This is a genomic window from Tessaracoccus caeni, assembly GCF_029211185.1.
Taxonomy (GTDB): Bacteria; Actinomycetota; Actinomycetes; order Propionibacteriales; family Propionibacteriaceae; genus Arachnia; species Arachnia caeni.
Window position 1 is genome coordinate 225444 of sequence record NZ_JARGDO010000002.1, and the last position, 25205, is coordinate 250648.

19 protein-coding genes are annotated in these 25205 nt (G+C 66.1%); 6 read left to right on the forward strand and 13 right to left on the reverse strand.

The features are described 5' to 3' along the window. Positions 1-490: 490 nt before the first annotated feature. A complete protein-coding gene (locus P0D62_RS03160) occupies positions 491-1672 on the reverse strand; it encodes an L-lactate MFS transporter (protein WP_275701165.1) in 1182 nt (393 codons plus the stop codon). 230 nt (positions 1673-1902) lie between these two features. Between P0D62_RS03160 and P0D62_RS03165 the strand changes: the two genes are divergently transcribed. Continuing rightward, the gene (locus P0D62_RS03165; protein ID WP_275701166.1) at positions 1903-2382 is read left to right on the forward strand and encodes a VanZ family protein; all 480 of its coding nucleotides are present in this window, start codon (positions 1903-1905) and stop codon (positions 2380-2382) included. A gap of 9 nt (positions 2383-2391) precedes the next feature. Continuing rightward, complete coding sequence (locus tag P0D62_RS03170; protein WP_275701167.1) at positions 2392-3753, forward strand: PqqD family peptide modification chaperone; 1362 nt, start codon at positions 2392-2394, stop codon at positions 3751-3753. Positions 3754-3763: 10 nt separating this feature from the next. On the opposite strand, the gene lepB is transcribed toward P0D62_RS03170, so the two are convergent. The 4 genes from lepB to P0D62_RS03190 form a co-directional block, all read right to left on the reverse strand. Then, on the reverse strand, positions 3764-4414 hold the full coding sequence (gene lepB / locus P0D62_RS03175; protein ID WP_275701168.1) for a signal peptidase I: 651 nt from the start codon (positions 4412-4414) through the stop codon (positions 3764-3766). Positions 4415-4475: 61 nt separating this feature from the next. Then, positions 4476-5987, reverse strand: a complete 1512-nt coding sequence (locus tag P0D62_RS03180; RefSeq protein ID WP_275701169.1) for a polysaccharide biosynthesis tyrosine autokinase — start codon at positions 5985-5987, stop codon at positions 4476-4478. A gap of 317 nt (positions 5988-6304) precedes the next feature. Beyond that, positions 6305-6907 carry a hypothetical protein gene (locus tag P0D62_RS03185; protein ID WP_275701170.1) on the reverse strand — a complete coding sequence of 201 codons (603 nt, stop codon included), beginning with the start codon at positions 6905-6907 and terminating at the stop codon, positions 6305-6307. 152 nt (positions 6908-7059) lie between these two features. Then, the gene (locus tag P0D62_RS03190) at positions 7060-7860 is read right to left on the reverse strand and encodes an AraC family transcriptional regulator (RefSeq protein WP_275701171.1); all 801 of its coding nucleotides are present in this window, start codon (positions 7858-7860) and stop codon (positions 7060-7062) included. A 198-nt stretch (positions 7861-8058) separates the two neighbouring features. Between P0D62_RS03190 and P0D62_RS03195 the strand changes: the two genes are divergently transcribed. From P0D62_RS03195 to P0D62_RS03210, 4 genes are all read left to right on the forward strand, one after another. Beyond that, the gene (locus P0D62_RS03195; RefSeq protein WP_275701172.1) at positions 8059-8667 is read left to right on the forward strand and encodes an arsenate reductase/protein-tyrosine-phosphatase family protein; all 609 of its coding nucleotides are present in this window, start codon (positions 8059-8061) and stop codon (positions 8665-8667) included. 85 nt (positions 8668-8752) lie between these two features. Then, the gene (locus P0D62_RS03200; RefSeq protein ID WP_275701173.1) at positions 8753-9700 is read left to right on the forward strand and encodes a nucleotidyltransferase family protein; all 948 of its coding nucleotides are present in this window, start codon (positions 8753-8755) and stop codon (positions 9698-9700) included. 268 nt (positions 9701-9968) lie between these two features. Then, entirely contained in the window at positions 9969-11246 is a 1278-nt protein-coding gene (tviB, locus tag P0D62_RS03205) for a Vi polysaccharide biosynthesis UDP-N-acetylglucosamine C-6 dehydrogenase TviB (RefSeq protein ID WP_275701174.1), read from the forward strand. 19 nt (positions 11247-11265) lie between these two features. After that, positions 11266-12195: an NAD-dependent epimerase/dehydratase family protein gene (locus P0D62_RS03210; RefSeq protein WP_275701175.1), complete on the forward strand. Its 930-nt coding sequence runs from the start codon at positions 11266-11268 to the stop codon at positions 12193-12195. Positions 12196-12288: 93 nt separating this feature from the next. On the opposite strand, the gene P0D62_RS03215 is transcribed toward P0D62_RS03210, so the two are convergent. From P0D62_RS03215 to P0D62_RS03250, 8 genes are all read right to left on the reverse strand, one after another. Beyond that, positions 12289-13323 carry an NAD-dependent epimerase/dehydratase family protein gene (locus P0D62_RS03215; RefSeq protein ID WP_275701176.1) on the reverse strand — a complete coding sequence of 345 codons (1035 nt, stop codon included), beginning with the start codon at positions 13321-13323 and terminating at the stop codon, positions 12289-12291. A 153-nt stretch (positions 13324-13476) separates the two neighbouring features. Continuing rightward, a complete protein-coding gene (locus P0D62_RS03220) occupies positions 13477-14712 on the reverse strand; it encodes a lipopolysaccharide biosynthesis protein (RefSeq protein ID WP_275701177.1) in 1236 nt (411 codons plus the stop codon). A gap of 92 nt (positions 14713-14804) precedes the next feature. Next, positions 14805-15950, reverse strand: coding sequence for a glycosyltransferase family 4 protein (locus P0D62_RS03225; protein WP_275701178.1), 1146 nt, complete (start codon positions 15948-15950; stop codon positions 14805-14807). Next, positions 15934-17436, reverse strand: coding sequence for an O-antigen polysaccharide polymerase Wzy (wzy, locus tag P0D62_RS03230; RefSeq protein WP_275701179.1), 1503 nt, complete (start codon positions 17434-17436; stop codon positions 15934-15936). Before wzy ends, P0D62_RS03225 begins: the two co-directional genes overlap by 17 nt. After that, on the reverse strand, positions 17423-19780 hold the full coding sequence (locus P0D62_RS03235) for a glycosyltransferase (RefSeq protein ID WP_275701180.1): 2358 nt from the start codon (positions 19778-19780) through the stop codon (positions 17423-17425). The genes wzy and P0D62_RS03235 overlap by 14 nt, the downstream gene beginning before the upstream one ends. Next, the gene (locus tag P0D62_RS03240; protein WP_275701181.1) at positions 19777-21000 is read right to left on the reverse strand and encodes a glycosyltransferase family 4 protein; all 1224 of its coding nucleotides are present in this window, start codon (positions 20998-21000) and stop codon (positions 19777-19779) included. Before P0D62_RS03240 ends, P0D62_RS03235 begins: the two co-directional genes overlap by 4 nt. A gap of 75 nt (positions 21001-21075) precedes the next feature. Further along, positions 21076-23100, reverse strand: a complete 2025-nt coding sequence (locus P0D62_RS03245; RefSeq protein WP_275701182.1) for an NAD-dependent epimerase/dehydratase family protein — start codon at positions 23098-23100, stop codon at positions 21076-21078. 106 nt (positions 23101-23206) lie between these two features. Continuing rightward, entirely contained in the window at positions 23207-25111 is a 1905-nt protein-coding gene (locus P0D62_RS03250; protein WP_275701183.1) for a polysaccharide biosynthesis protein, read from the reverse strand. Positions 25112-25205: the final 94 nt, after the last annotated feature.

A 25205-nucleotide genomic window follows, 5' to 3' on the forward strand; every position in this document is an offset into this window, starting at 1 on the left:
TACAAAGCGACGTGGGGGCCAGCGACCCAAGGTCATCCGAATACCCACGAGGCGGCGTTTCGACGGGCGGTCGGGCGCTGCTTCACCAGCTCAGAAGCGCTCACCACACAGGGCAAGACGCCTACCTCAGCTCGGCCATACACACTAAAACACCTTGTCAACGGCACTATCTGGGACCTGGTAGCGATACGTGCCGACCAGGCCGACGGCGACCAGCGCCCACCACAACCCTTTTTTTCCATATTCAGGATAAATAGTCGACGAACAGAACAGCCACCGGAAGAAAGAATGCCGACTGTGAATTCATTCACCCAAAGAAAAGCCAATACTCGCCTTATGGGATAACCACCGGTTATGCCGATCGGCTATCCCCACCTAGACCTTCGTCTAGGTGGGGATAGCCGATTATCCATATATTGTGGCGGAAAGTTGGGCCGATCGGCAATACGCCGAAAGCCCTATCAGAGGGATAACCGCCTCACCGCGCGTTCTATGCGGTGGGCGTCCGGGGGGCTCGAGTGACCAGCGGAAGGACGACGCCGGCCACGGCGAGGGCCCCGATCACGCTGAAGGCCAGGGTGTAGTTGCCCACCTCCCCGACCAACGACGACGCCAGCAGCGGGCCGACGACGCCGCCGAGGCTCCAGCCCACCAGCATCAGGCCATAGATCGCGCCCGCATGGGTGAGTCCGAAGAAGCGGCCGGCCGTCGACGGCATGGTCCCGAACGCACCGCCGTAGCAGAGGTAGACCAGGGCCGAGAGAACCAGGAACCACACGCCCGTGGTGTGGGGCAGCACCAGCAGCGCGACGCCTTCGATGGCGAGGATCGCCGTCAGCACGGGCAGCTGACCGACCCGCTGCGCCACGGCGGCCCAGATGATTCGACCTCCGCCATTGAACAGGGCCAGGATTCCGACGGCACCGGCGGCCGCCCCCGCACTCAGACCCGCCACGTCCACCGCGGCACCGGCCATCATCGAGATCAGGGCGATGCCGGCGATCACGGCGACGGTCAGGATGCCGGTGAGGAGATACCACTGCGGTGTGCGCAGCGCTTGCGGTGCGGTGAAGTCGCCCTCGCGCGCCTGCCTTGCGGCTGAGGCCGGCGGGCTGATCAGCATTGCGGACCCAAGCAGCCCGGCGACCAGATAGCCGACTCCGAGAACGGCGAACGCGCCGGCCGGAGTCTCCGGTGCGCGGTCGATGAGGTGCTGGGCAACGGGCGAGGTGATCGTCGCGCCGAAACCGAAACCGCCGACGGCCAGGCCGGTGACCACAGCAGCACGCTGCGGAAACCACTTCTGCAGCAGCGCGACCGGAACGATGTAGGCCATGCCAAGGCCGAAGCCTCCGACAAGGCCGTATCCGACGACGAGCAGCCAATAGTCGCCGGCATCGCGGGCCAGCGAGGCGAGCAGGATGCCCGCCCCGTAGATCGCTGTGCCGCACAAGGCGACCACCCGCGGACTGCTGCGATCCTGCAGCCGGCCGCCGATGGATGCCCCGACGAAGATCATCCCGATGGCCGTCTCGAACGGCACGGCGGCCAGCACGTGGCTGAGTCCCATCGCCTCCGGCGCCTGCAGCGCGCGCCCGAAAAGACTCCAGGCGTACACGCCACCGAGCACGATCTGAACCAGGACTCCACCCACCAATGCCAACCAACGCATGGGCGAAGTCTGCCGTACCCCGTCGTCGGCGAAACGGTCGGGGTGGTCCCAGCGGCCCCGCCGCTCTCGAACGGCTACGACGGCGCCTTTCGTCCGAGGCGCTGGTTGGGTCGGCTGATAGGCTGTCGGTGATTTCCAGACCCCAGGGAAAGACGATATGGCGGGGCCTCCTTCGATGAGACCACGAGGATCGACCCGTCGCTTGTTCCACACACGAGGAATCGCCTCTGATGACCTGGCTTCGCCGACGCCACCTTGTCTATGCCCTCCTTGCCATCTCGGTCGTTGGGCTCTTCGGCCTTGTCCTGCTGCCTGTCGGCAACCTGCTGTGGCGAGTGGTGACCTGGTTCCATTGGGCAGGCCAACGGCTCGGGATTCCGAAGAGCGTCACGCCCACGTGGTACGAGGCGGGCCTCAACATCGTTCTCTTCGCCGTGCCGACGATCCTGGCGCTCTTGCTATGGCCTTGGGTCCGCCGATGGGTCTGGGTGGTGCTGGCGTTCTTCGTCTCGCTCACCATCGAGCAGATTCAAGGCCTCTTCCTTCCGCGTTCGAAGGAAGTGATAGATGTGCTCGCCAACACTTCCGGAGCGCTGCTCGGCATCGCCATCGTGAGCATCATCACCCAACCCCGCACGAACTACCTTTTCCCCGCGACCGGGCACCCCGAGTCGGCAGATGACCGGCGACACCCACGGGGGTACCGCTAGACTGCCCCCGTGACCGATGCTCCTCTCTTCAACGCGCTGGGGTGCGCTGTGCGGATCGACACGTCGGGCCTCTCCGCGAAGAGCGCGGCAGAGGTGGAGCGTGTGTGGTCGGGAGCCAGGTCCGAGGCAGGAGATCCGCTGCCGGTCGCACACCTGACGGTGCCGGTGCTCTCGAATATCCCGCTCGAGGACGCGCTGTCGGTGCTATCGCAGCACGTCACCTTTGCGGCGCTGGAGGCCCGTCGAGGACCGCTCTGGATGCTGCACGCCGCCGGCGTCGCCGACTCGAACGGAAACGTCGTGGCGCTCATCGGCCCGTCGGGCCAGGGAAAGACGACGGCCGCGCGCACGTTGGCTCGTGAGTACGGATACGTCTCCGATGAAACGGTCGGGATCGAACTCGACGGCACGGTCGTCGCCTACCGCAAGCCGTTGTCGGTGATCGAGGACGCGGGCTGCGTCAAGGCCCAGCGCTCGCCCGCCGAACTATCACTGAATCCCCTCCCCCAGGCACCACTCAGGCTGGCAGCGCTGGTTCTTCTTGACCGCCGGACCGACGGGCCCGCCGAGCCGATTGTCGAGCAGTGCGACCTCGGAGACGTGCTGGAGGAGCTCGTCGCACAGACCAGCTACATCGCCGACCTGCCCGACCCCCTACGGCGGATTCAGGCTCACGCCGACGCCACGGGCGGCATCCGGCGAATCACCTACCGCGAGGCCGGATCCTTGGCCGCCGCGCTCGCGCCACTGTTCCAGGCCGCCAAACCGGTCGCGCTGCCGGCGGCCGGCTTCCACGCCACGCCGGTTTCATCGGTCTCAGGACACTACCGGGGCGCGTACCTCGACGCGCTGACCTTCGACGACCCCCACCGCGTCGCTCTCCTTCAACCCGACCTCCCTGCCGGTGCCACCTTCAGGGTGATCGCCGGCATCGGACCGGCGCTCTGGCTGGCGGCCAACGGGTCGGATCTCGACCAGCTCACGGCGGCCGCCGAGTCGGCCTACGGGACGCCCGACGGAGTGGACGCGACAGCCGCGGTCTCCGATGCCGTCCGAGGGCTTCTCGACGAGGGCGTGCTCGAGACGGAGCCGGCCTGGCGCGTTCGTGACGACGTGGCGGTCACGAACTCAGGCGAACGGTTCGTCGCCTTGTCCCTTTCCGACCTGTTCCATCCGGCACCCGTAGCCCTCGAAGACTCCGCGGCGGTCATCTGGGAGATCCTCGCCGCTGCACGGGGAATAACGGCGTCCAAGCTCGTCGACGCCGTGGCGGCTCACGTCGGGCTCGAGCCCCATCAGGTCGACGGCGATGTCCGTCAGTTCCTGACGGCGCTGCAAGACGACGCGCTCGCCGAGGTGATCGCGCCCTGATCGCAGTCGGCTATTGCGGAGCGCCCCACCGGCTCAGCGGCAGCACCACGAAGAACACTTCGCCGACGATGTCCTCGCGCGACACCAAGCGCGCGCAGCCCGACGAGTCATCGGCCTCGCCGCCTCGGCACAGGCTGATCCCGTCGCTGGAGTTGGCGCGATTGTCGCCCAGCATCAGATAGTTGTCGTCCGGGATCGTGAGCGGCGCAAAGCAGCGCTGCGATCGTTCCCCGTCTTCGCAGTCGAGGATCCCCGGCTCGAAGGGAAGATCGCTTCCGAGATAGTCCTCTTCGATCGGCTGACCGTTGCGCTCGAGACTTCCCTCCGTGCTGCAACACGAGACGGTGTCCCCCGGCCCCGCTATGACGCGCTTGACCAGGGCATCGCTATTGGACGGGCCGAATCCGAAGATGTCGCCGAACCAGCCGACGACGGTGCGCAGCGTCCCCCGTTGCGGAGCGTCGCCCCGCCACTCATCCGGCCGCTCGAATACCACGATGTCACCGACCTGCGGATCCTCGCTCGTGTACGCAAGGCGATTGACGAGCAGCCGATCACCGGGGAGGAGCGTGTTCTCCATGGAGACGCTCGGAACCTGGTAGATCTTGACGAAGAAGGCCTGCACCAGGGCGACGACCAACAACGCGGCGAGCAGGTGCACCAGGGGATGCCCTAGTGCCCTGCTCAGCCCTCGCCGGCCCGCGGGAGCGGACCGTGCTCGATCATTCTCCTGACGCACGCCGTGCGGGATCGGGATGCAGTGCCGTCTCGTCCGCGCCAGGAGACAGCGGCTCCGGCAGAACCTCCGGCAGCTCAGACTCTTCGCTCGCTGAGCCGTAGTAGTCCCCGGAGTACTGGTAGCCGTAGTACGCGGCGCCCGGTCCCTTGGTCGGCACACGGTTCAGCACCACGCCCAGGGCCCGACCGCCGGCGCGGTCGAGGTTGTTCTGCGCCTTCTGGAGGGCATCGATGGTGGTCGATCCCACCCGGGCGACGACGATCGCGCCGTCGGTGTTGTGAGCCAGCACGGAGGGATCCGTGACGGGGATCAGCGGCGGGGCATCGACGATGACGAAAGCCTCGTTCTTGAGTTCGGCCACCAGGTCATGCATGCGCCTGGAGCCCAGCAGTTCGCTCGGGTTCGGCGGGATCTTTCCTGCGGCCACCACCAGGAGGTTGCCGTGGGGGCCGACGGACTGGGCGACATCCTCGATGGATGCGCGGCCAGCCAGAACATCGGTGAGACCGACGTCTCCGGGCAAGCCGAAGATGGTCGCCAGCATCGGGCGACGAAGGTCGCCGTCGATCAGCACCACGCGTTGCCCGTTGGCAGCCATGGTGATCGCAAGGTTCGCGGCCGTCGTGGATTTTCCTTCGCCGGGCAACGAGCTGGTGACGACGACTGCCTTCGGGGGGTTGTCCACGTCCATGAACTGAATGTTGGTGCGCAACTCGCGGAGCGCCTCGGAGATGGAATGGAGGCGGTAGCCATCCTTGCCGCCCGTGCGGGCCATGCCGCCGTAGGGGATGAGCCTGCTCTCGTCGGTGAAGGCCTTCTCCTCGGGGATCGTGCCGACCACCGTGAGTCCGGTCTCCTTCTCCACGGCCTCGGGCGAACGAACCCGCCGATCGAGGGTGTAACGCAGGAAGGCGTAGCCCACGCCGACGCCCAGTCCGATCAGTGCGCCGATGAGGAGCGCGAACTTCACGTTGGGGGACGAGGGAGAGGTGGGCAGGCGCGCCGAGTCGGCGGCGTCGAGACGCACCGCGGCAACACCGTTCTCCCCTTCGCCACTCTCGAGTCGTTCGATCTCGGCCTGCATGCCGCGAACCCACGCGCCGGCCAGGTCACGGGCGGCCTCCGGGGTCGGCCCCGTGGCCTCCACCTGAATGATCGCGGTGTCGGCGGGATTCGACACGGACACGCGCCCAACCAGCGACTCCGGCGACACGTCGAGGCCGAGCTCCTTGATCGCGTGTTCTGCGACGGAGCGCCACGATCCCAACTCGACGTACGACTTCACCTTGGACTTCGCCAGGGTGTCGGCGAGATAGGTGCTGCTGCTGTCCGTCTTCCCGGTTTCCGCGGAGGCCACGTAGCCATTGGCGTCCGCCGAATAGACCTTCGGCTGGAGCAGGGTCCACCCGAAGGCGAGCACGAGGCCTGCCACTACACACAGCAACGCGCCTAGCCAGTGGGCACGCGCGATACGAAGATAATCTCGGAGTTCCATTTTCCCTTACCGCTTTAGAGCTCTACGCACGGGAGCTGAGTCCCATGGTCAAGGGCGTAGCCCAACGTTCGGCCACCACCCCGCCTTATGTTAGCAGGAAGCCAACACCACAAGAACTCGGCAAGAAGGCCGGCGAGCGGGCGTTCCGGCGGCGGCCGGGAGAGGCCCGTTTCATATATTCCTCAACCACTACGACTTAAGTCGAGGTTTTATCTAGACAAAAGTCTAGGTATTTCGATTTCGATACCGAAACACGAAATTGGGGCGGCTCCCTCGAGAGGAGCCGCCCCAATTCAGGCCTTGTGGCTGAGCATCGCTCAGTCGCCGCTGGGCCATTCCTGGATCGTACGGGTCGACCAGTTGCCACCGTTGACGTTGGCAACCCGGATGCGCTGACGCGCCTGCACCGTGTCGAAGTTCGGAGCCGTGCCCAGAGCCGTGCCCGAGAAGCTGACCGCAGGAACCGGGAAGGTGGCCTGAGCGGTCTGCGACGGCGCGGTGGAGAGGATGAAGAAGCGGGTGGCGGAGGTGGTCACCGAGACCGCCCACGCGATGCCGCCGATGGTGTTGACGAAGCTGCCCGCGGCGACGGGCTGGCCGGCGAGGGAGCCATTGCTCCACGTAGCGGTCAGGCCGTTGGCGTCACGCACGTCGGACTCGGACGACAGCACACCGGTCTCCCAGGCAGAGCCGACGATGTTGTTGATCTGGATGTGGCCACCGAGCGTGCCGGAAACCGCGCCGGTGCCGAAGTTGCCATCGATCGAAGTGCCAGTGCCCACCGAAATGGTGGCCTGCTCGGCGCTCGCGGCAGCCATCGGAGCCGCGGCAGCGACAGCGACGACGGGCGCAGCCCATGCAGCGGCCTTGACGACAGAGCGACGCTTGACGCCCTGGCCCTCGATATTGTTTTCGGTCATAACTCGTGACCGTCCTTTCTTGTCTTGTGCCCCAAGCCACCTGAGTGTGACCCAGATGGGATTGCGTTTCTTATACCAGCACCAGTCCCACGGAATTGAGAAACCCATCTCGACACGCTGGCGCATTTTGCATAAGACACGTCGCAATGCGTCTAGGGTCTCATCGATGACGGTCGACCGTACCCAGCTTGGGCCATGGCCCGCCCCAAGCTGGAGGCCCCACTGAACCCGACGTGATGGGCGATCTGGTCGACTCCGAGCATCGCATAGCCGGGGTCGGTGAGCATCTCCCTCGCCCGATCCAGGCGGATCCTTCGGAGCTCGTTGCGGATCGTCGTACCGCGCCTGGCGAACTCCCGTTCGAGTTGACGTCGCGACAGGTTCACCGACTCCGCCACCGCATCCGAGGTGAGGCCCAGGTCGGCATGCTGCGCAGCCAGCGTGGCCAATGCACGCTGGTAGGGATCGTGGACCTGAGGAAGGACACTCTCGCCGGTGCTCAACTCGGCGAGGACGCCTTGCAGCATCTCCTGGAGCAGACGTTCTATGTAATAGCCGCCGAGCCGGGTGGGCGACACGGCATCCTTCGCCACCAGCTGCAGAGCGAACGCCACGATCGGGCGCACGAGCGCCACGTCCGAGAGCAGGATCGGCGACGCGCCCCAAAAGCTCGCGGGCGTGTCTTGCGCCAACTCGCCCGGCCCCTTGATCACCGTCACGCTCCCCCCGGACGGCGTCGCCAGATCGCAGGTCACCCCCACGCCGAGAAGGGCCGCCTCCCCCCGCGAGAGCGGAATCTCGTAGCTTCCGCCGCGAAGCAGAACGTCGCCGTTCATGACCACGACGAGACGCAACTCAGTGTCTCTAGCAAGCGGGGCGACGACGCCGGACGGGGATCTGTGCACGTCGATGGTGACGGTGCCGAACGACGTGCCCGTGTTCACTCGCTTCACGTGATCACCCTCGACTCGCTAGATCCGATGGTCCCGGCCGGCTCCGCACGCCGCGTCCCTCCATGGCAGCGACGACCGTTGGCGCTGTACTCTACTCCTAGGACGGTCAGCGCCGAGCGGAAACGCTTCCACTCAGGCCATCCCACAACAGGAGACCGAGATCCCCCAGCATCAGGCGCAGGACGCCCAGGAGTGCATATGTTCGAGATCCTCACTGTCTGCACCGGCAACATCTGCCGGTCACCCCTAGCCGAGTTGATGCTCCGCAATCAGCTCGAGGACCTACCCGCAAAGATCCACAGCGCGGGTACCTACGATCTGGGAGCGTCCCGGATGACCTCCGACGCGCAACGACTGGCGGTTCTAGGCGGCGTCTCGCCGGAAGAAGCCAAGGAGCACCGGTCCACCCTTCTTCTCGAGCCGATGGCGAAGACCCCCGACCTGATCCTCACCATGACCCGAGACCACCGGCGCCTCGTCCTTCAGCTGGCTCCTGCGCGGATGCGTTTCGCGTTCACGATCCGCGAGTTCGCCCGAATCGCGGCGTCGGTCCCGGACTCGGAGATACAGCGCCGCGCCGCGGAAGCCGGCGACGACCCGTCGGCGAGGCTCCGTGCCGCGGTGGCCGTCGTCTCCTCGCACCGCGGAGCGGCCCCCGCCCCGAGGGCTCCCGAGGACGACGACGTGATCGACCCCTATCGTCACCCCTGGGAGACTTATCAACTCATGGCCTCGCAGCTCACCCCGGCTGTCGAACACGTCGTCCGCACGGTGCGCCTCGCCATGGATCAACCAGGGGAGCGTTAGCGTCCATCCGCCGAAATCACGTGTATCATTCCCGGACCGGGGGACGAACTCAGGCGCGATGGGGCCGACGACAGGGAGACCATACATGGAGCATCGGGCTCCGACTCTAGGCATCGACGAGTCGATAGAACTCGCTCACGCCTGGATCCAGAGACTCGCGGATTCACAGGGCATACGCGTCTTGTTCATCAAGGGCCCGTCCTTGCACCTCCTCGACCTGCGCCCGTTCCATATCTCGTCGGACGTCGACATCATGGTTCACCCCGACGACTTTCCTCGCATGTGCGCCACCTTGGAGAAGGCAGGCTGGCGCCCTCGTGAGGCCGGCTTCCTGCTGGACCACATCGCCCACCACTCGCGCACCTACCTTTCGGATCGCTGGCCGTGCGACATCGACATCCACCGGCGCTTTCCCGGATTCCTCACCGCCCAGGAGGAGGTGTTCGAGATCCTGTGGGAAGACCGAACCGTGCTGAGGTACGCCGATCACGACTGCACGACCACCGGGCGAAACGGCAGCGCCCTGGTGCTCGCACTGCATGCCTTGCGCAGCCTCGCGCAGAGCACTCGCCACAATCAGGAGCTCGAGTATCTGCTCTCTGCCCCGTTCACCATCAGCGAACTGCAAGAGCTGGGGCGGCTCGCCAGCCGGACCGGCTGCACCGAGCCACTGGAAGCGATACTGGCTCAGCTCAATGCCCCCAGCCATCGCGACAAAGCGCCGCTGGACATCGGCGCGCTGCGCGACTGGAAGGTCCGCACGGATGTGAGGGAGAACGGCATCGGCGCGTACGCGTGGCTGAAGCTGGTCCTCGACGCTCCGCTCAGCAACAAGCCGACCGTGCTGTGGCGAGCCATCTGGCCCACCGACAGCGACCTCACTCTGCACCATCCCGATCTGCCCAGCGACCCCGCAGCAAGGAACCGGATCCGGCGCAAGCGCCTGATCAGTGGAATCCGCGCGCTCCCCCACGTCGTCCGCTCGATCGTGCGCAACCGCCGGGCCGGCGGCGACACGCCCCAGCACCTGTGACAGGGCATGGATCGTGCTCGATTCCGCCTCATCCATCGCGGCAGAATGGCATGCACGGCAGGTGTCGCGGAGCCCGCGCACCGAGATCGATTGCGGTGAACGACCCGTATCGGGCTAGGCTATGACGGGAACGGCGTCCTGCCCTTAATACACCTCCTACGTTTCTGGGGTTTCCGCGCCGCCCACCATTCACGCTGAGAGCGCCGCGCGGTTCCACCCCGGCGATCCTCTCCAGACACAGTGCCTTGACCATGGGGAATGAGGAGACATGCACCAGACTTCTGACGCGCGCGTCGCGGTAATCGGGCTTGGATACGTCGGCCTGCCGCTGGCCGTGGCCTTCGGGACAAAGATTCCCGTGATCGGCTACGACATCAACGGCTCCCGGATCGACGAGCTCAAGCGCGGCTTCGACCGCACGCTCGAGGTATCCGAGGAGGAGCTGGCGCAGTCCGAGAAGCTCGTCTTCAGCGCCGATCCCGACGACCTGCGCGCGGCGAACGTCTACATCGTGACCACGCCCACGCCGATCGACGAATACAAGAAGCCCGACCTCGCCGCGATTCTCGGCGCCAGCCGAACCGTTGCGGCCACCCTTACGCCCGGCGACGTCGTGATCTACGAGTCCACCGTGTACCCCGGGGTCACCGAGGACGAGTGCGTTCCCGTGCTCGAAGAGGTGAGCGGGCTCACCTTCAACGAGGACTTCTTCGTCGGCTACAGCCCCGAGCGCATCAACCCGGGCGACAAGATCCACCGGGTGGCCAACATCACCAAGATCACCTCCGGCTCCACGCCGGACATCGCCCGGTTCGTCAACGAGCTCTACCAGCTCGTCGTCGTGGCGGGAACCCACCTGGCTCCCAGCATCAAGGTGGCCGAGGCCGCCAAGGTCATCGAGAACACCCAGCGCGACGTCAACATCGCGCTCATGAACGAGCTGGCGATCCTGTTCAACAAGCTCGGCATCGACACCAACGAGGTGCTCGAAGCAGCCGGCACGAAGTGGAACTTCCTTCCCTTCAAGCCGGGCCTGGTCGGCGGCCACTGCATCGGCGTCGATCCCTACTACCTCACCCACAAGGCGCAGTCGGTCGGCCACAACCCCGAGATCATCCTCGCCGGACGCCGACTCAACGACTCGATGGGCTCCTACGTGGCCGCCCAGCTGGTCAAGGAGATGCTGCGCAAGAAGGTTCTCCTCAGCGACGCGCGCGTTCTCGTGCTCGGCCTGACCTTCAAGGAGAACACGCCCGACCTGCGCAACACCCGCGTGATCGACGTCGTCAACGAACTTCAGGACTACGGCCTGACCGTCGACGTCAGCGACCCCTGGGCCGACCCGAAGGAAGCCCGCGCCGAGTACGGCATCGAGCTCGTCGAGACCCCCGAGGCCGGCGCCTACGACGCCATCGTGCTCGCGGTGATGCACGAGCAGTACGCGGAGTTCTCCGCCTCCGATCTGCGGGCCTTCGGCAAGCCGGGAGCCGTCCTGTACGACCTCAAGTCCGTCCTGCCCAAGTCCGACAGCGACCTGCGTCTCTGACGCCGGCAAGGAGACAGACATGAAGATTCTCATCACCGGCGGCGCCGGATTCATCGGTTCGAACCTCGCTCGGCATGCCACCGCCGTCGGGCACGAGGTGACCGTGCTGGACGACCTGTCCACCGGCTACGAAGACAACCTCGACGGCTTGCCCGTCCGGTTCATCCGCGGCAGCCTCACCGAGCGCGACGTCGTCGTGGAAGCCTGTGGCGACCAGGACTCCATCGTGCATCTCGGTGCTCTCGGCAGCGTGCCCCGCAGCATCGCGAACCCGCAGCGCACCCACGAGGTCAACATCAACGGCACGCTGAACGTGCTGGAAGCGGCGCGGGAGGTCGGCGTCGGCCACCTGCTGTTCGCGTCGTCGAGCTCGGTCTACGGCAAGAACCCGGCGCTACCCAAGCACGAGCGCGAGTGGGTTCGCCCCATGAGCCCGTACGCCGTCACCAAGCTGGCCGGTGAGCAGTACATGCTCGCCTACCAGCAGGCCTTCGGTCTGGAGACGCTGGCATTCCGCTTCTTCAACGTCTACGGGCCAGGCCAGCGTCCCGGACACGCGTATGCCGCAGTGATCCCCGTCTTCCTGGATTGCCTCCTGCGCGACCAGCCGCTGCCGGTGAACGGCGACGGAACCCAGTCGCGTGACTTCACCTACGTCGACACGGTCTGCAGCGTGCTGCTGGACGCCGTTGAGCGCCGGGTGAGCCACGACGAGCCGGTGAACCTTGCCTTCGGCACCAACACCAACCTGCTCGAGCTGATCGACAAGATCGCCCAGATCACGGGCCTCTCGCCGAGCGTCCTGCATCGCGACCCCCGGGCGGGCGACGTGCCGCATTCCCAGGCCGCGAACGCGGTGCTGCAGGGCTTGTTCCCGCAGGTCCAGCCCGTCGGCCTCGAACAGGGCATCGAGCGCACCTGGGAGTGGCTGAAGCAGGTCACCGTCTGATCGAGTGCCACGAGGTTCCACGGAGCCGCTGACATAGAACGAGCCCCTCCCCGCCGGCCGGCGGGGAGGGGCTCGTTCTATAGCCTGGTCGGCTCAGGAACGCGTGTCGATCCCCTTGAAGGCCACGTACCACTTGGCGAACTCGCGAAGTCCCACCTCGAGCGGAACCACCGGAGTGAACCCGGTGGCGCCGTGCAGCTTGGTCGCGTCGGCGTAGGTCGCGGGGACGTCACCGGGCGGCAAGGCCTCGACGACCTTGTCGAAGACCACCTCGGAGCCCACGGCCTCCGTCAAGGACTCCTCCAGCGTTGCGATGAAGTGCGAGAGGGGCTCCGGCCGGCTGCCGCCGATGTTGTAGACCGTGTGGGGACGGGCACCCTCCGGCGCCTGGTCAATGAGGCGCGTGACGCTCTCGACCACGTCGTCGACGTAGGTGAAGTCGCGCGACGGCTCGGTACCCTCCTCGAGATCTCGGAAGACACGGATCGAGCGCCCGGCGAAGTAGCCCTCGGTGAAGCTGTAGTACGCCATGTCCGGCCGGCCGTAGGGGCCGTACACGGTGAAGAAGCGCAGCCCGGTGCTCGGTATTCCGTAGAGGTAGGCGTAGGTGTCGGCCATCAGCTCGTTGGAGCGCTTGGTCGCCGCGTAGAAGGACACGGGATGCTCGACCGGGTCGTCCTCGGCGAACGGAACCTTCGTGTTTCCGCCGTAGACGGAGCTCGACGACGCGTACAGGAGATGCCGAACCTGTCCGTAGCGGCAGGCCTCCAGCACGTTGGCGAAGCCGACGAGGTTGCTGTGCACGTAGGCGCCGGGATTCTCCAGGGAGTAGCGGACCCCGGCCTGTGCGGCCAGATGGACCACGACGGCGGGGTTCACCTCGTCGAATACGCGCGTGAGCGCGGCGTGGTCGGCGAGGTCGACCCGGTGAAACACGAACCGCTCATCGGTCTCGAGCAGGGCAAGACGCGCCTGCTTCAAGCTCGGGTCGTAATAGTCGTTCAGATTGTCGATCCCGATCACGCGGTGCCCCGTGTCGAGAAGCCGCCTGGTGAGGTGGAAACCCACAAAGCCCGCCGCGCCGGTGACGAGAATGCTTGGCTTCTCGGTCTCGTTGGCACTGTTCATATCTGCCTCCAGGTTGGTTGGGCGTGGCCATCTGTGTGCGCGACAGCGCATGGGCACGCGGCGAAAAGATCGCATCCGGTAGTCGGTGTCAGGTGCCGGCAACGGGTGCTGCCGGCCGGGTTCGGAGTCTTTGGTCGATGCATCGCTGGCCGGCTATTCCTGCGAGGAGCCGGACGACGCAGCCCGCTGGCCCAAGAGATGGTCGGCCAGCAGGAACTGGAGCGCATAGCCCACCATCATGGCTCCACCCAGGGCCCAGATAGCGGCCTCAGGCCCCCACTGGAACAGGCTGACCCCGAGGATCGTCACGCAGATCAGGCCGATCCTGAGCACCGCGAGGACGAGGGCCGCGGCTTGCGCCTCCAGGAGGTCCAGGATGTTCGAGACGGGCTTGAACACGAACCGGGAACATACGCCGAGCGCCACCGCAGCGGAGATGCTTCCGGCGTAGCTCCAGCGCTCCCCGAAGATCAGGCTGAAGACGGGCTCACCCAGCAGCAGGAGTGCCAGGCAGACGACGACGGCGCCGGCTCCCAGAACAAGCAGCAGGTGGCGCGCACGTCGCCTGAGGTACGCCGGATCCTTGTCCTTCAAGCGAGCGGCGTCGGAGAAGTAGACGCCGGCGATGGCGTCGCTCACCACATTGAGTGGCGCCTGGATGACGCCGATCGTGAAGCCGTAGGCGCCGACCAGGCCCGGGGCATACAGGGCGGTCAGGAGCAGGACGGGCAGAGCCGACGTCAGGTCGCCAAGGTAGCGGCGGACGGTGGTGAAGGTCATGAACCGACGATGGGCCCACAGCGTGGCCTTCAGCTGATCCCACGGCAGCAGGATGCTGGAGGTCGCCCCGTCGCCCTCTGCCTTCGGACGCATGCGCGCGAGCGAGAGCAGGCCGCCGCCCTGGCCGATCATGCGCGCGAGGATCAGGCCAAGAGGACGGATCGAGGCCAGCCCGAGCGCAAGGCTGAGCGCCACCTGGGTCAGCGGACGGGTGACCTTCAGCCGCGCGATGGAACCGAAGTCCCTGCGCCGGTAGGCCCAGTGCGTCCAGATGGAAAGAACGCCGACGAGGAAGAATCCCACCGGAACCAGCCATTGGTACGGCAGCATCGCCTCCATATCCAGCCACCGAAGGATGGGGCTTCCCCCCACGAGGGTGACGCCGAGCAGGACGACCGTGCTCACCCCCAGCAGCACCCACGACGCGCTGTAGGCGCGCCATGCGTCCTCTTCGGTCTTCGCCGCGGGGATGCCCATCTCGACGTTGAAGGTGCCGAGCAGGCTGACCATGAGCAGCAGTGACGTGTACATCGCCAGGGTCGCGTAGTCATCTGGACTGTAGATCCTGCTCAGCAGGGGCGTCGTGAGAAGCACGACCAGCTGACCCAAGGCCGATCCCCGGAAGAGGACGAGAACCCCTCTCCAGAACGAGGACTTCTTTACACGTGCGATGGCGCCACTGAGATTTTGCCGCAATCCCATTACGAGGTCTTGCCTCGCGTCCCCGCGCGCTCGAAGAAGTAGCGCACATGCGGATCGGCGGAGAAGTCCTGGCCGACTCGCTCAGCGGCCACCCGTCCCATCTTCTCGACCTGCGCTGGATCCTTGAGAATGCGGGCAAGCACATCGCGAAGATTCGCGTCGAAGTCGCCGGCATCGAACACGTAGCCGGTGACACCGACGCGGATGTAGCTCGCCGTGCCGTTGTCGGAGGAACACACAGGCATCACGCCTTGGGCCATCGCCTCGAGCTGCGAGCACGACGCCGGCTCCCCGACCGACGTCATGAGCAGCACGTCGTGGTCGAGGTAGAGCTGCGTCATCTCGTGGTGCGGAACGGGACCCGACACGCGGATCTCCATCGCATCGGACTCGGCAGCCAGGGCCTGAACCTCCTGGTAGACGGAATCGTCGAGGAAGCTCCCCACGACGGTCACCGAGACAGGATGCCCGTCGGCCACGCTCTTCAGAGCCCGGATCGTCTCCGGGATCATCTTGCGCGACACGTACTTGCCCACGATCAGGAAGTTGGTTCGGCCACCTCGGCGGTACTCGCGCGCCACTGCCTCAGGATTCGACTCGACGACGAAGGGCAGATAGCGCCACCGCTGCCCCAGCATGAAGGTGTTCCGGTCGCGCACCTGCGGCCCGGCCACCTCGCCCGGCCTCGTGACCCGCTCGATGGGAGTGATGACATCGCGCCCGAAGCAGCGGTACCAGAGCCTCTTGAGAAGACGTTCGGGCTTGGCGTACAGCGGCCGCTGCACATGAGCGACCAGCGGCACCCGGATCAGCCTGGCGAAAAGCGAGAGGAGGAGCGCGGCGAACCGGAACCCCTTGATGACGACGACGTCCGGCCGAGAGACGAGGAGCGTCCGGTAGGCGGAGAGCGGAAACAGCCCCCACTTCAGCTCGGCGGAGTCCGTGTCGAGCGGTATCAGGCTGCGCGCGAAGCCCAGCACCTCCGGCACGACCACATCGTGATCCTCCGAGTACTTGGAGGTGTTCACCAAGTAGCGAACCTCAGCCCCAGCCTCGACCAATGCCTGAACCAGGCCCTTCTCGTTCGTGTGGAAGCGGTACGAGAAGAACATGACGCGAGGACGACGGCTAGCGTTTTTGTCCACGATTGATAAAACCTCTCAAAATAAAGTACATCGGCAAGATGATGTAGCCGATGTCTCGAATCGATCCGAGGATCTCGCGACGGGGCAACGTCAGGTTGAGCACCAGGAAGACCACCGGAACGGCGACCACCCAGGAGAAGCCCTCTCCTCGAACCCTGGGGCACATGAATCGACCCACGATGTATCCCAGGATCGGCATCGCGATCAGCGGGCCCATCATGCCGAAGTTGATGTAGGCCTCGGCCGGGATCGAATAGCCGGGTCCGTAGGACAGGCTGAGCGAGTCTTGCAGCCAGACGCCGAGCCGAGCATGCTGATTGGGGATCTGCTGGTAGGGAATGACGGCGGTGACGGCGGCCAGATACGTCATGCCCGAACGGAAGGGGTAGTCGTCGGGAACGAGCCGCATCGTCTCGATCAGCGGATACATGCTGTACCCCAGGATGCTGACCGAGTCGGTGATGCTCTGCACGATGCCTTCGGACACGACCGAGGTCCACAGATCGTTCACCGAGAGGAAGCCTTCGTTGCGTCCGGCCATGATCGCGGGGTAGATGGCCAGGAGCGCCAGGACGAGGACGACCAGCAGCATTCGCGGCGGCTTCACCTTACCCACGCCGTAGCGGCGAGCGAGCCACAGGAGGATGATGAGCATCGCCGTCGACTCGGTGCGTTCGCCGGCGAGCAGCAGCAGGCTCGAGTAGCCGATGACGATGAGGGCGATGAACCAGAAAGGCCCTCGCCGGCGCCGAAGACCGAGCAGCGCGCAGAAGATGCCGGCCTTGAAGACCGACTCGCCCAACAGCGAGACCTTGAGCTGTGTGGTGGAGGAATAGAGGCTGACGTCGTTGATGCCGGCATATCCGTGAGCCAGCGCCAACGGCACCATCTCCGCAAGATAGTTAAGGAAGAACGGGGCACCGATGATCATCGCGGCGAAGCCGAATCGCCGAAGAGCAGCCTCGCTTGCGAGCGAGATGTCCTCGTCCTCGCCCTCGGCCGGCAGGGGCTTGCGGGCCCGCCGCATGGCGATCAGCACACCGGCCACGAGGTACGAGAAGCAGCTCACCGTGTAGACGGAGGCCCGCAGGATGACCTCGTGGGTGAATTTGTCCTCGATGACGAATCCCGTCGCCTTCACCCCGAAGAGCGAAAGCATGGTCTGGCCCATCGTGAACAGGAGGAACGAGCACAGGAACAGCGACGGCGGGTTGACCCACGATTGGCCGGGCTCACGGAAGGCACGCGCGGCGAAAACAAGCAGCACGAGGGCGAACAGTGCGACCATCTTGATCTGCCACTCGAGATCTCCCACGCCGCTGTTGATCCCAGTTGCGACGACCTGGAGCACCACGCCGACCGTGAAGAACCCCACGACCGCGAGCGGCGACGGCGAGCTCTTGTACGCGGGCATCTCCATCGCGGCGGAGCCGGACGGACCTCTCCTCGACGCGTACGAGAGACTCTGACGGTCATTCCCCTTCACCGGCCAGACCTCCTCCCAAGTCATGGATGGTCAACAAAAGGTTCGCGGCGGTGGAGACGTCGTACCCGGCACCCGCGAGCACCTCGCGAGCTCGAACACTTTTCTCCGCGCGCACCCCTGCATCTTGAGGGGCATCCTTCACGGCGCGGGTGATCGCTGCGGTCCAGGGTTCGACGCCCTGCTCGATCGACAGGAACTGAAGCCGCCCCGTGCCGACATCCACGTCGCGCGCGACCCTGTCGGAGACCAGGCAGTCCAAGCCGTTGGCTTGCGCCTCGACGACGACGCCGGGAACGCCCTCGTACAACGACGGCACCAGGAACAGGTCCAAGGCCGAGAGCACGTCGCGCACGTCGGAGCGCTGCCCGGCCAGCGTGACGCGATCCTCAAGGCCGGCCGCCGCGATCTTCGCTTCCAGGATCTCGCGTTGGTCGCCCTGTCCCACGATCACGAGGGAAAGATGAGTCGGAAGCTCACCGGAAGCCATCAAATCGATGAGGAAGGTCTGGTTCTTCACAGGCCGCAGGTTGCCGATGGTTCCCAGGAGCACTTGTTCCCCGGAGACCCCGAACTCGCTGCGCACGCTCTGCCTTGCAGCCTCGTCGAAAGCGAACGCGTCGAGTTCGATGGCGTTTGGCAGAATATCGACGGCGCCCTTCTCGACGGCACGCTTGCCGTAGAGATACTCGGCCGCCGCGATACCGCACGCCACTCGCCGAGTGGTCATGGTGTCGAGAAGACCACGCGAGGCCATCTGGTAGCCCTTCCGCACCACCGACAGATGATCCACGCGGGGTGCGGACCTCGAGTGCGATATCCGCCGGCCCACCCCTGCGAGGCGTGCGGCGGCCAGCACGAGGCCCGAGTTGAACGCGGTATGCGAGTGCACCGAATGGAACGGCCCATTGTCGCGGAACACCGCCGCCATTCGGCGGACGAATCGGACGGGGCTCGATGCCATCGGCGGGGGAACGTAGAAGACTCGACCGCCCAGTTCCTTGATCTCGGGGAAATAGTCGTGCTCACCGGGCTTCATCACCACGAAGTCGAACTGGACGCGGGTCCGGTCGATCTTGCGGTACAGATCCATCGTGCGGGACTCCGCACCCCCGCGCGCCATCTGCCCGAACACGTGAACGATGCGGCACGGCTCTCCCTCAAGGCACGGCGCGCTGCTCGTGGAGGTGCCCTTCGTCGCAGCGCGGGGGCCCTGCGCCTGCTCGCCGAACTCGCGCAAGAAATCGGCACGCCGCTGGTCGAGGAGCTCGCGCGAGAAATCCTCGCTGACCTGCAGGCAACGAGCGGAAGCCTCCGGGATGGTGTTCGCATCGAGGTCGGACAGGATCCGGAAGAGAGCCGCGTCATCACTCGGATCGAAGAGGAACTCCGGCTGGGTGATCTCCGGAATGCCGCCGACCCGCGAGCCCACCACCACGCACCCACGGGACATGGCCTCGATGGCTGCGCGCGGGAGACCCTCGGTGAGGCTCGGCTGCACGTAGACGTCGACGTCGTCCAGCGTTCGCAGGACATCGTCGCGCGACAGGCGTCCGTGGAACCGAACGCTGTCTGCGATGCCCAGTTCCTCAGCAAGCGCCTTCAGCGTTCCGCTGTCGCCCTGCCCGATCAAGTGATAGAGGTAGCGGTCTCCCCGCAACTCGATGAGGCGAGCGAGCGCCTTGAGCACGACCGCCTGGTTCTTGTACGCAACGTCGAGCGGGCCGATCGTACCCAGCTGGATACGGCCCCCCTCTGCCAGTTCCTGCGCACGTCGCGCCCGGTTCCCCGCGATCTCCTCCGTGTCGATGTCGACCTCGACGTTGGAACACGCAATGGCGCGGCCGTCAGTCGGGTACCGCTCTTGCAGGTACTGCGTCGTGACGTAGATGACCTGCGACGCGGAGCGCACCACTCGCTTCATGAGCGCGTCCATCACCGGCGCAACCCCTGTCCCGACGCGGCTGTGGAGCCGGAAGGCCTCGCGGGCGTCGCCGACGACCTCAGCCAGCACGGGAATACCCGCGCGAAGAGCCTGCTGGGCGGCGAGGATCCCCGTCACGCTTGGCAGCCGAACCACGACTCCCCTTGCTCCGCGAACCGCCTCGGCGATCCTCCGCGGGCTGACTCGCGCGGATGCCGAGATGCTCACCTCGGCCGGCACTTCGCTATACCCGGCGTCGGTCTCCCGCATGGGCCGGCATCTGGCGACGACCGACACCGGACCCAAGGTCGAGGTGTAGCGGTCGAGGACGAATGATCCACCCGCCGTGTACCACCGTTGCCCATCGGTCAGGAAACGGTGATCGTGGAACAACGCTATGTTGCCTGGCGCAGGACTATTCACGGCTGTTCCTTTTCGCTTTCGGTGGACGGACGAGATCCGACCGGGTGCAACCCCGCCTTATCGTAACTGTTCGTCATCACAGCGAGGATGCCGCTCCAGATCGCCTCGGGGCGGAAGTCTGCCAGCACTCGCTGATGCCCGCGCTCCCCCATCGTCCGGGCTTCCTCCGGAGCGGCGTGGAGATCGCGGATCGCATCCGCCAGTCCGCGGTGGTCGTCGATGTCGACGAGCCGTCCTGTCTCGCCATCCAGTACGGCGTCGCCGCATCCCGTCGCCCTCGTCGCTACGACGGGCAAGCGCATGGCAGCCGCCTCCAGTGCCACGGTCGGGAAACCCTCGCGCCTGCTCGGCAGGCACAGCACGTCCATGGCCAGCATCGCCCTCGACACGTCCGCGACGTCGCCGGTCATCGTCACGCGGCGCCCCAGCGCACGCAGCCGGTCTGCCAGTTCCTCGTCCTCGGTTCCCCCGACGATGAGCAGCTTCGCCTCTTGCGGAAACTCCTCCTCCGAGAGGGCGGCGATGAGTGTGTCCAGGCCCTTGTCGATCGCGATCCGCCCGACGAAGCCCACCACGAAATCGGTGGGCTCAAAGCCGAATTCGGTTCGCATCTCTTCACGCGTGGCACCACCCGCGCGCTTGACCAGACCCTCGACGTCGATGCCGTTACTGCTGCCTTCGCCGATCACCCAGCCCTTGCCTGCCGCACCGAGTCCTCGTTTCGCGGCCTCGCGCGCCAGCCCGTGCCCGACGAAGATCACGTCGGTCGCGAACGCGATGCTGGCCCTCTCCATGGCCCACAGCAGCTTGTAGAGGGCACCGCTCGTGCTCTCCAGCCTCAGCCCGCGCACCACATAGATCCGCTTAGGAACCCGAAGGATGGCCGCGGCCATGCCCCCGAGCAGGCCCGCCTTCGGGGTGCTGACGTTGGTCACGTCGGGCTTCACCCGTCGGATCAAGGCGATCCACCGGAAAAGCGAGCGGAGATCAGCCAACGGAGTCAGGGATCTCGTCATGGGCAGCGCGTGCAGCGTCACCTGCTCGCGTTCCGCCGCCGCCTCTGCCTTGGCATCAGGGGTGGCGGCCAGCGAAACGTCCCATCCTTGTTCGCGGAACCACCCCAGCTGTCCCCTCAAGAGGGTGAAGGCGCTCTTGCCCACCGTGACTCCGTAGAGCACGCTGCGGGCGCGTTCCTCGCCACGACGTGAATCTCGGGTCACTTGACGGCCCCTTTCCGGGCGTTCCGTAGGTGGATCGACGGCTTGTTGGTCTGGAAAAACACTGCTGACTCCCGGCTATCCGGCGAGGTTCGCGCTCACCGCCGCGGATCGGCCGGCCAGAGCCTCTCGCACGTGTTCGGATCCGATATCGGCCCCCGCCAACTCGGCCTGCTCCTGCCGCTGGCCGAACCACATGAGTTCCACCCGGCGCACCACCCCGGCGATTCGGGGCGAGACTCTGCCGACCGCCTTGCCGCAGATGACAGCGGTTCGGCACAGCCAACGCGGGAGCACCAGCGGACGCCGGCCCCCCGCGTACTCGAGGACTTCGCGAACGGTGAGTCCCTCCCAGGGCTGAAGCAGGATCGACGGCATGGGTGCAGGACTTTCGCCGACTCGTCGCACGAAGGTGACGAGCCCCGAGACGCTGCTGACCACGGTGGGATAGGTGCCCGGCGCGGCGACGCTCGCCAGCGGGGACTTGGCCACCGCACGCAGCGACACGGTCGTCGGGCGGTCCGGGCCCTGCACCGAGGTGGCCCGCACGATCACGCAGTCGAGATCCTCCTGGCTGCGCCCTGCAGCCACGAGGAAGCCGCGCTCGCCAAGAGCCTTGGAGCGGGAGTAGGGCGAGAACGGGCTCACATCCGGGGACGCGTCCAGGACGGGACGATCGCCTTGAACCGCGGCGGAACTCAGGTGCACGACCCGGCCACAGCCCGCCTGCGCGGCGGCAGCGATCACGACGGCAGGAAGCAGTGCGTTCGCTCCGTACAGTTCCTTCGAGGCCTGTCCGTCAGGGGTCGCCAATCCCGCGGCATTGATGACAACGTCCACTCCCGCGAGTGCCGCGGCCAGCTGAGCGACCTCCGGGAGTTCGCCCGCCATGCGGGCTACGTCAGCGCCGTCGAAGGCGTCGGGGTCGAGCTCAAGACGCGGTGCCTTCAAAGCACGCACCTCATAGCCTTGCTCACGAAGATGCTGAGCCATCGCGGAGCCGATGAAACCGCTCCCGCCCAGCACCGCCCAGCGCCGGGGCTCCCAGCCTGTGCGGTGAGCGGTCCGTCGCGGCAACGGCACCGACGTCAGATCGGCGTGCGAGAGGGGCGCCGGCGGCACATCGCCGCGCATGCGGGCCAACCCGAGGTAGCAGCCGCAGATGGCGAGGATCACCAACGCGCCGAGCAGGAAGTACTGGGGATAGCGCGCCACGAAGATCCCCACGCCGCTGACGGCCGCTGTGAAGAGGGCCACCAGCACGGCGACCGCCACATGCGACAGCCCGGTGTTGGTCAGCCTCTGATAGACGTGAGAACGGTGCGGCTCGAAGACGGCCTCGCCCCGCAGAACCCTCCTGAAGAGGGTGAAGACGGTGTCGGCCCAGTAGATCGCAACCGGTGCCAGGGCGGCGACGGGGTGAACACCGGCCGTGAGCGCGCCGATGGCGGTGACGGCGACGGCGCTCCCCAACAGATAGCTGCCGACATCGCCGAGGAACATACCCGGCGGAATCAGATTCCATGGCACGAACGCACTGAAAGCGACGGCGATCAGCAGGCCGGCGACCACCAGCCAAGTCAGTCCCTGAACCACGCCGAGGGCGGCGAAGGACAGGCCGACGACAAGCCCGTGGAGCCCCGAGATCGCGTTCACACCGTCCATGAAGTTGGTGAAGTTCACATGCGCCGCGAAGAACAACGCGGCGAGGGGAAGCCACAACCAGCCGGCGCCGTCGACGAAGAAGAACACGCCGGCCGCCACGCCACCCACCAGGAACTGCAAGCCTGCGCGCACCACGACGCGCAGTCCTCCGAGATCCTCAGTCAGCCCGACGAGACCCATCACCAAAGCCGCGGCAACGACCACGGCCAAGCTCACCGCGTTCGATCCCGACAGAGCGAAGATCGCCCATCCGCCACCTATGACGAAACCAAGGAGCGGCGCGATGCCTCCGCCACGCAGCGTCGGGCGAGAATGCGACGACCGATGGTTGGGAACGTCGAAGGCCCCCACCTTGCCAAGCACTGGTCGCAGCAGGAACGGCGCGACCAAAGCCACCGCCGCCGCGATACCGATCGCAGACCATAGCGATGCGTTCATGCGACCCCGCGCACCTCACTGATAGCGGCCACGCAACCGACAGCCGCGCTCCGCTGGCGGAGCGCGGCTTTCAGGGGACCGGAGTCCGCAGCTATTGCCGAGCCACTCATGCGACCTCGTGAGCCGCCCGCACCTCGCGCACAGGGGAAACGCTGGCCAGAGCGCGCTCGCGCATCGCGCGTCCTTCGGGGAACTCGGGGAGGAACTTCACGTCGTCGGCGATCACGGGCAGATCGAGCGGCGCATACCGGGGGACGTCGACGTGGCTGATCAGACGGTGCTCCGTCGGCTGTGCGTTCTCCGCACCACTGAACAGCACCTCGTGCAGCTTCTCGCCATGACGCAGTCCGGTGAAGCGCACCTCGACCTGCTTGCCCGCCTCGGCCATCAACCGCCGAGCCACGTCGACGATCTTCACCGGCTCGCCCATATCGAGCACCAGGACGTCTCCGGGGCACCCGATGACGCTGGCCTGAAGCACCAGCTGGCAGGCCTCGGGAATCGTCATGAAGTAACGCGTCACCTCTGGGTGGGTGACCGTGATGGGGCCGCCGCGCTGGATCTGCTCGCGGAACGCGAACAGCACCGAACCACGCGAGCCCAGCACGTTGCCGAACCTCACAGAGAGGTAGGGCAGGCGGTAGGTCTCCGCGTACCAGGCGGTGAGCCGCTCGGCCAGGCGCTTGGTGCGGCCCAGCACGCTGGAGGCGTCCGCAGCCTTGTCCGTGGAGATGTTCACGAAGTGGCTGACGCCGGCCTCATGGGCGCACTTCAGCACGTTGGCCGTGCCGAGCACGTTGGTCTTCCAGCCTTCGGCCGGGAACCGCTCCAGCATCGGGAGGTGCTTGAGCGCGGCGGCGTGGAACACCACGTGCGGCTTGTGCTCCTGGAACACCTCGCGCAGCGCGCTCTCGTCGCGGATGTCGCACAGCACCATGTCGTCGGAGGTGAGCATGCCGGTGCCGTAGATCGAAAGCTCCGCGCTGTGCAGGCCCGTCTCGTCGCGGTCGACGAGCACCAGACGGTCGGGACCGAGGCTGAACACCTGTCGGGCGAGCTCGGAGCCGATGGATCCACCGGCACCCGTGACCAGCACGACCTTGCCCTGCACGAAATCGGCGATCGCCGAAAGATCGGTCTCGATCGGGCGCCGTCCGAGGAGGTCGGCGACGTTGAACTCGCGCAGCGAGCCCAGGGTGACCCGGCCGCCGATACGCTCCCTCACCGACGGCACGACGATGAGACGAAGCCCCGCCTTCTCGCACTCGTCGGCGACCTTCTGCATCATCCTGGGCGTGGCGGCGGTGATCGCGAAGATCACGGCCTGGGCCCCGGTCTGCTCGGCGGCCTTCTTCAGGTCTTCGCCGGTGCCCAGCACCTTGTACTTGCCGATGCGCAGGAAGCGCTTCTCAGGCGAGTCGTCGAGGAAGCCCACGATCGAGTAGAGCGCCTCGGGGGAGGTATCGACCAGCTTGGCGACATCGTGGCCCGAGTAGCCCGCGCCGTAGACCAGAACCGGCATGCCGTCCTCGGACTCGGAACGGGTCACCACCCGATCGATGATGGCGCGCAGCAGCCAACGGCCCATCGCGATGAAGACCAACGCCACGAGCGGGGCGACGAAGCCGATTCCCCGCGGGAAATGGACCGAGAGCAGGGGGAAGATCACACCGAGCGGGAGACCGACGATCGCGACCACACGGCCCAACCAGGTGGCCTCTTCGAAGCTGCCGACCCGGCTGCGTCCCAGATACACCTGGAGACCGATGCCGACAAAAAGCTGCAGAACCATCGCGGCGACGAGGTACACGCCCAACCACGACCACTGGGTCGTGCTCAAAGTGAAGTCGTAGCGAACCAGAAGGAGGAGGACCACGGCCAGCACCCATGCCAGCCAGTCCCAGAGCACCAGCAAGCCGCGCCGTAGCGCCACTGGCCACTGCGCGACCGTCATAACCAGTCCGCCCGTCTGAGCAGTCAGCTGTCGGTCATCGTCAGGTATTTGAATCATTCGTTTCTCCCACGTCTGGGCTACAAGATCAGGCGCGGCAGACGAGAAGACACGTCGCAGCCGCGTGCGATGGCAATCACCCCCCGGGATCACA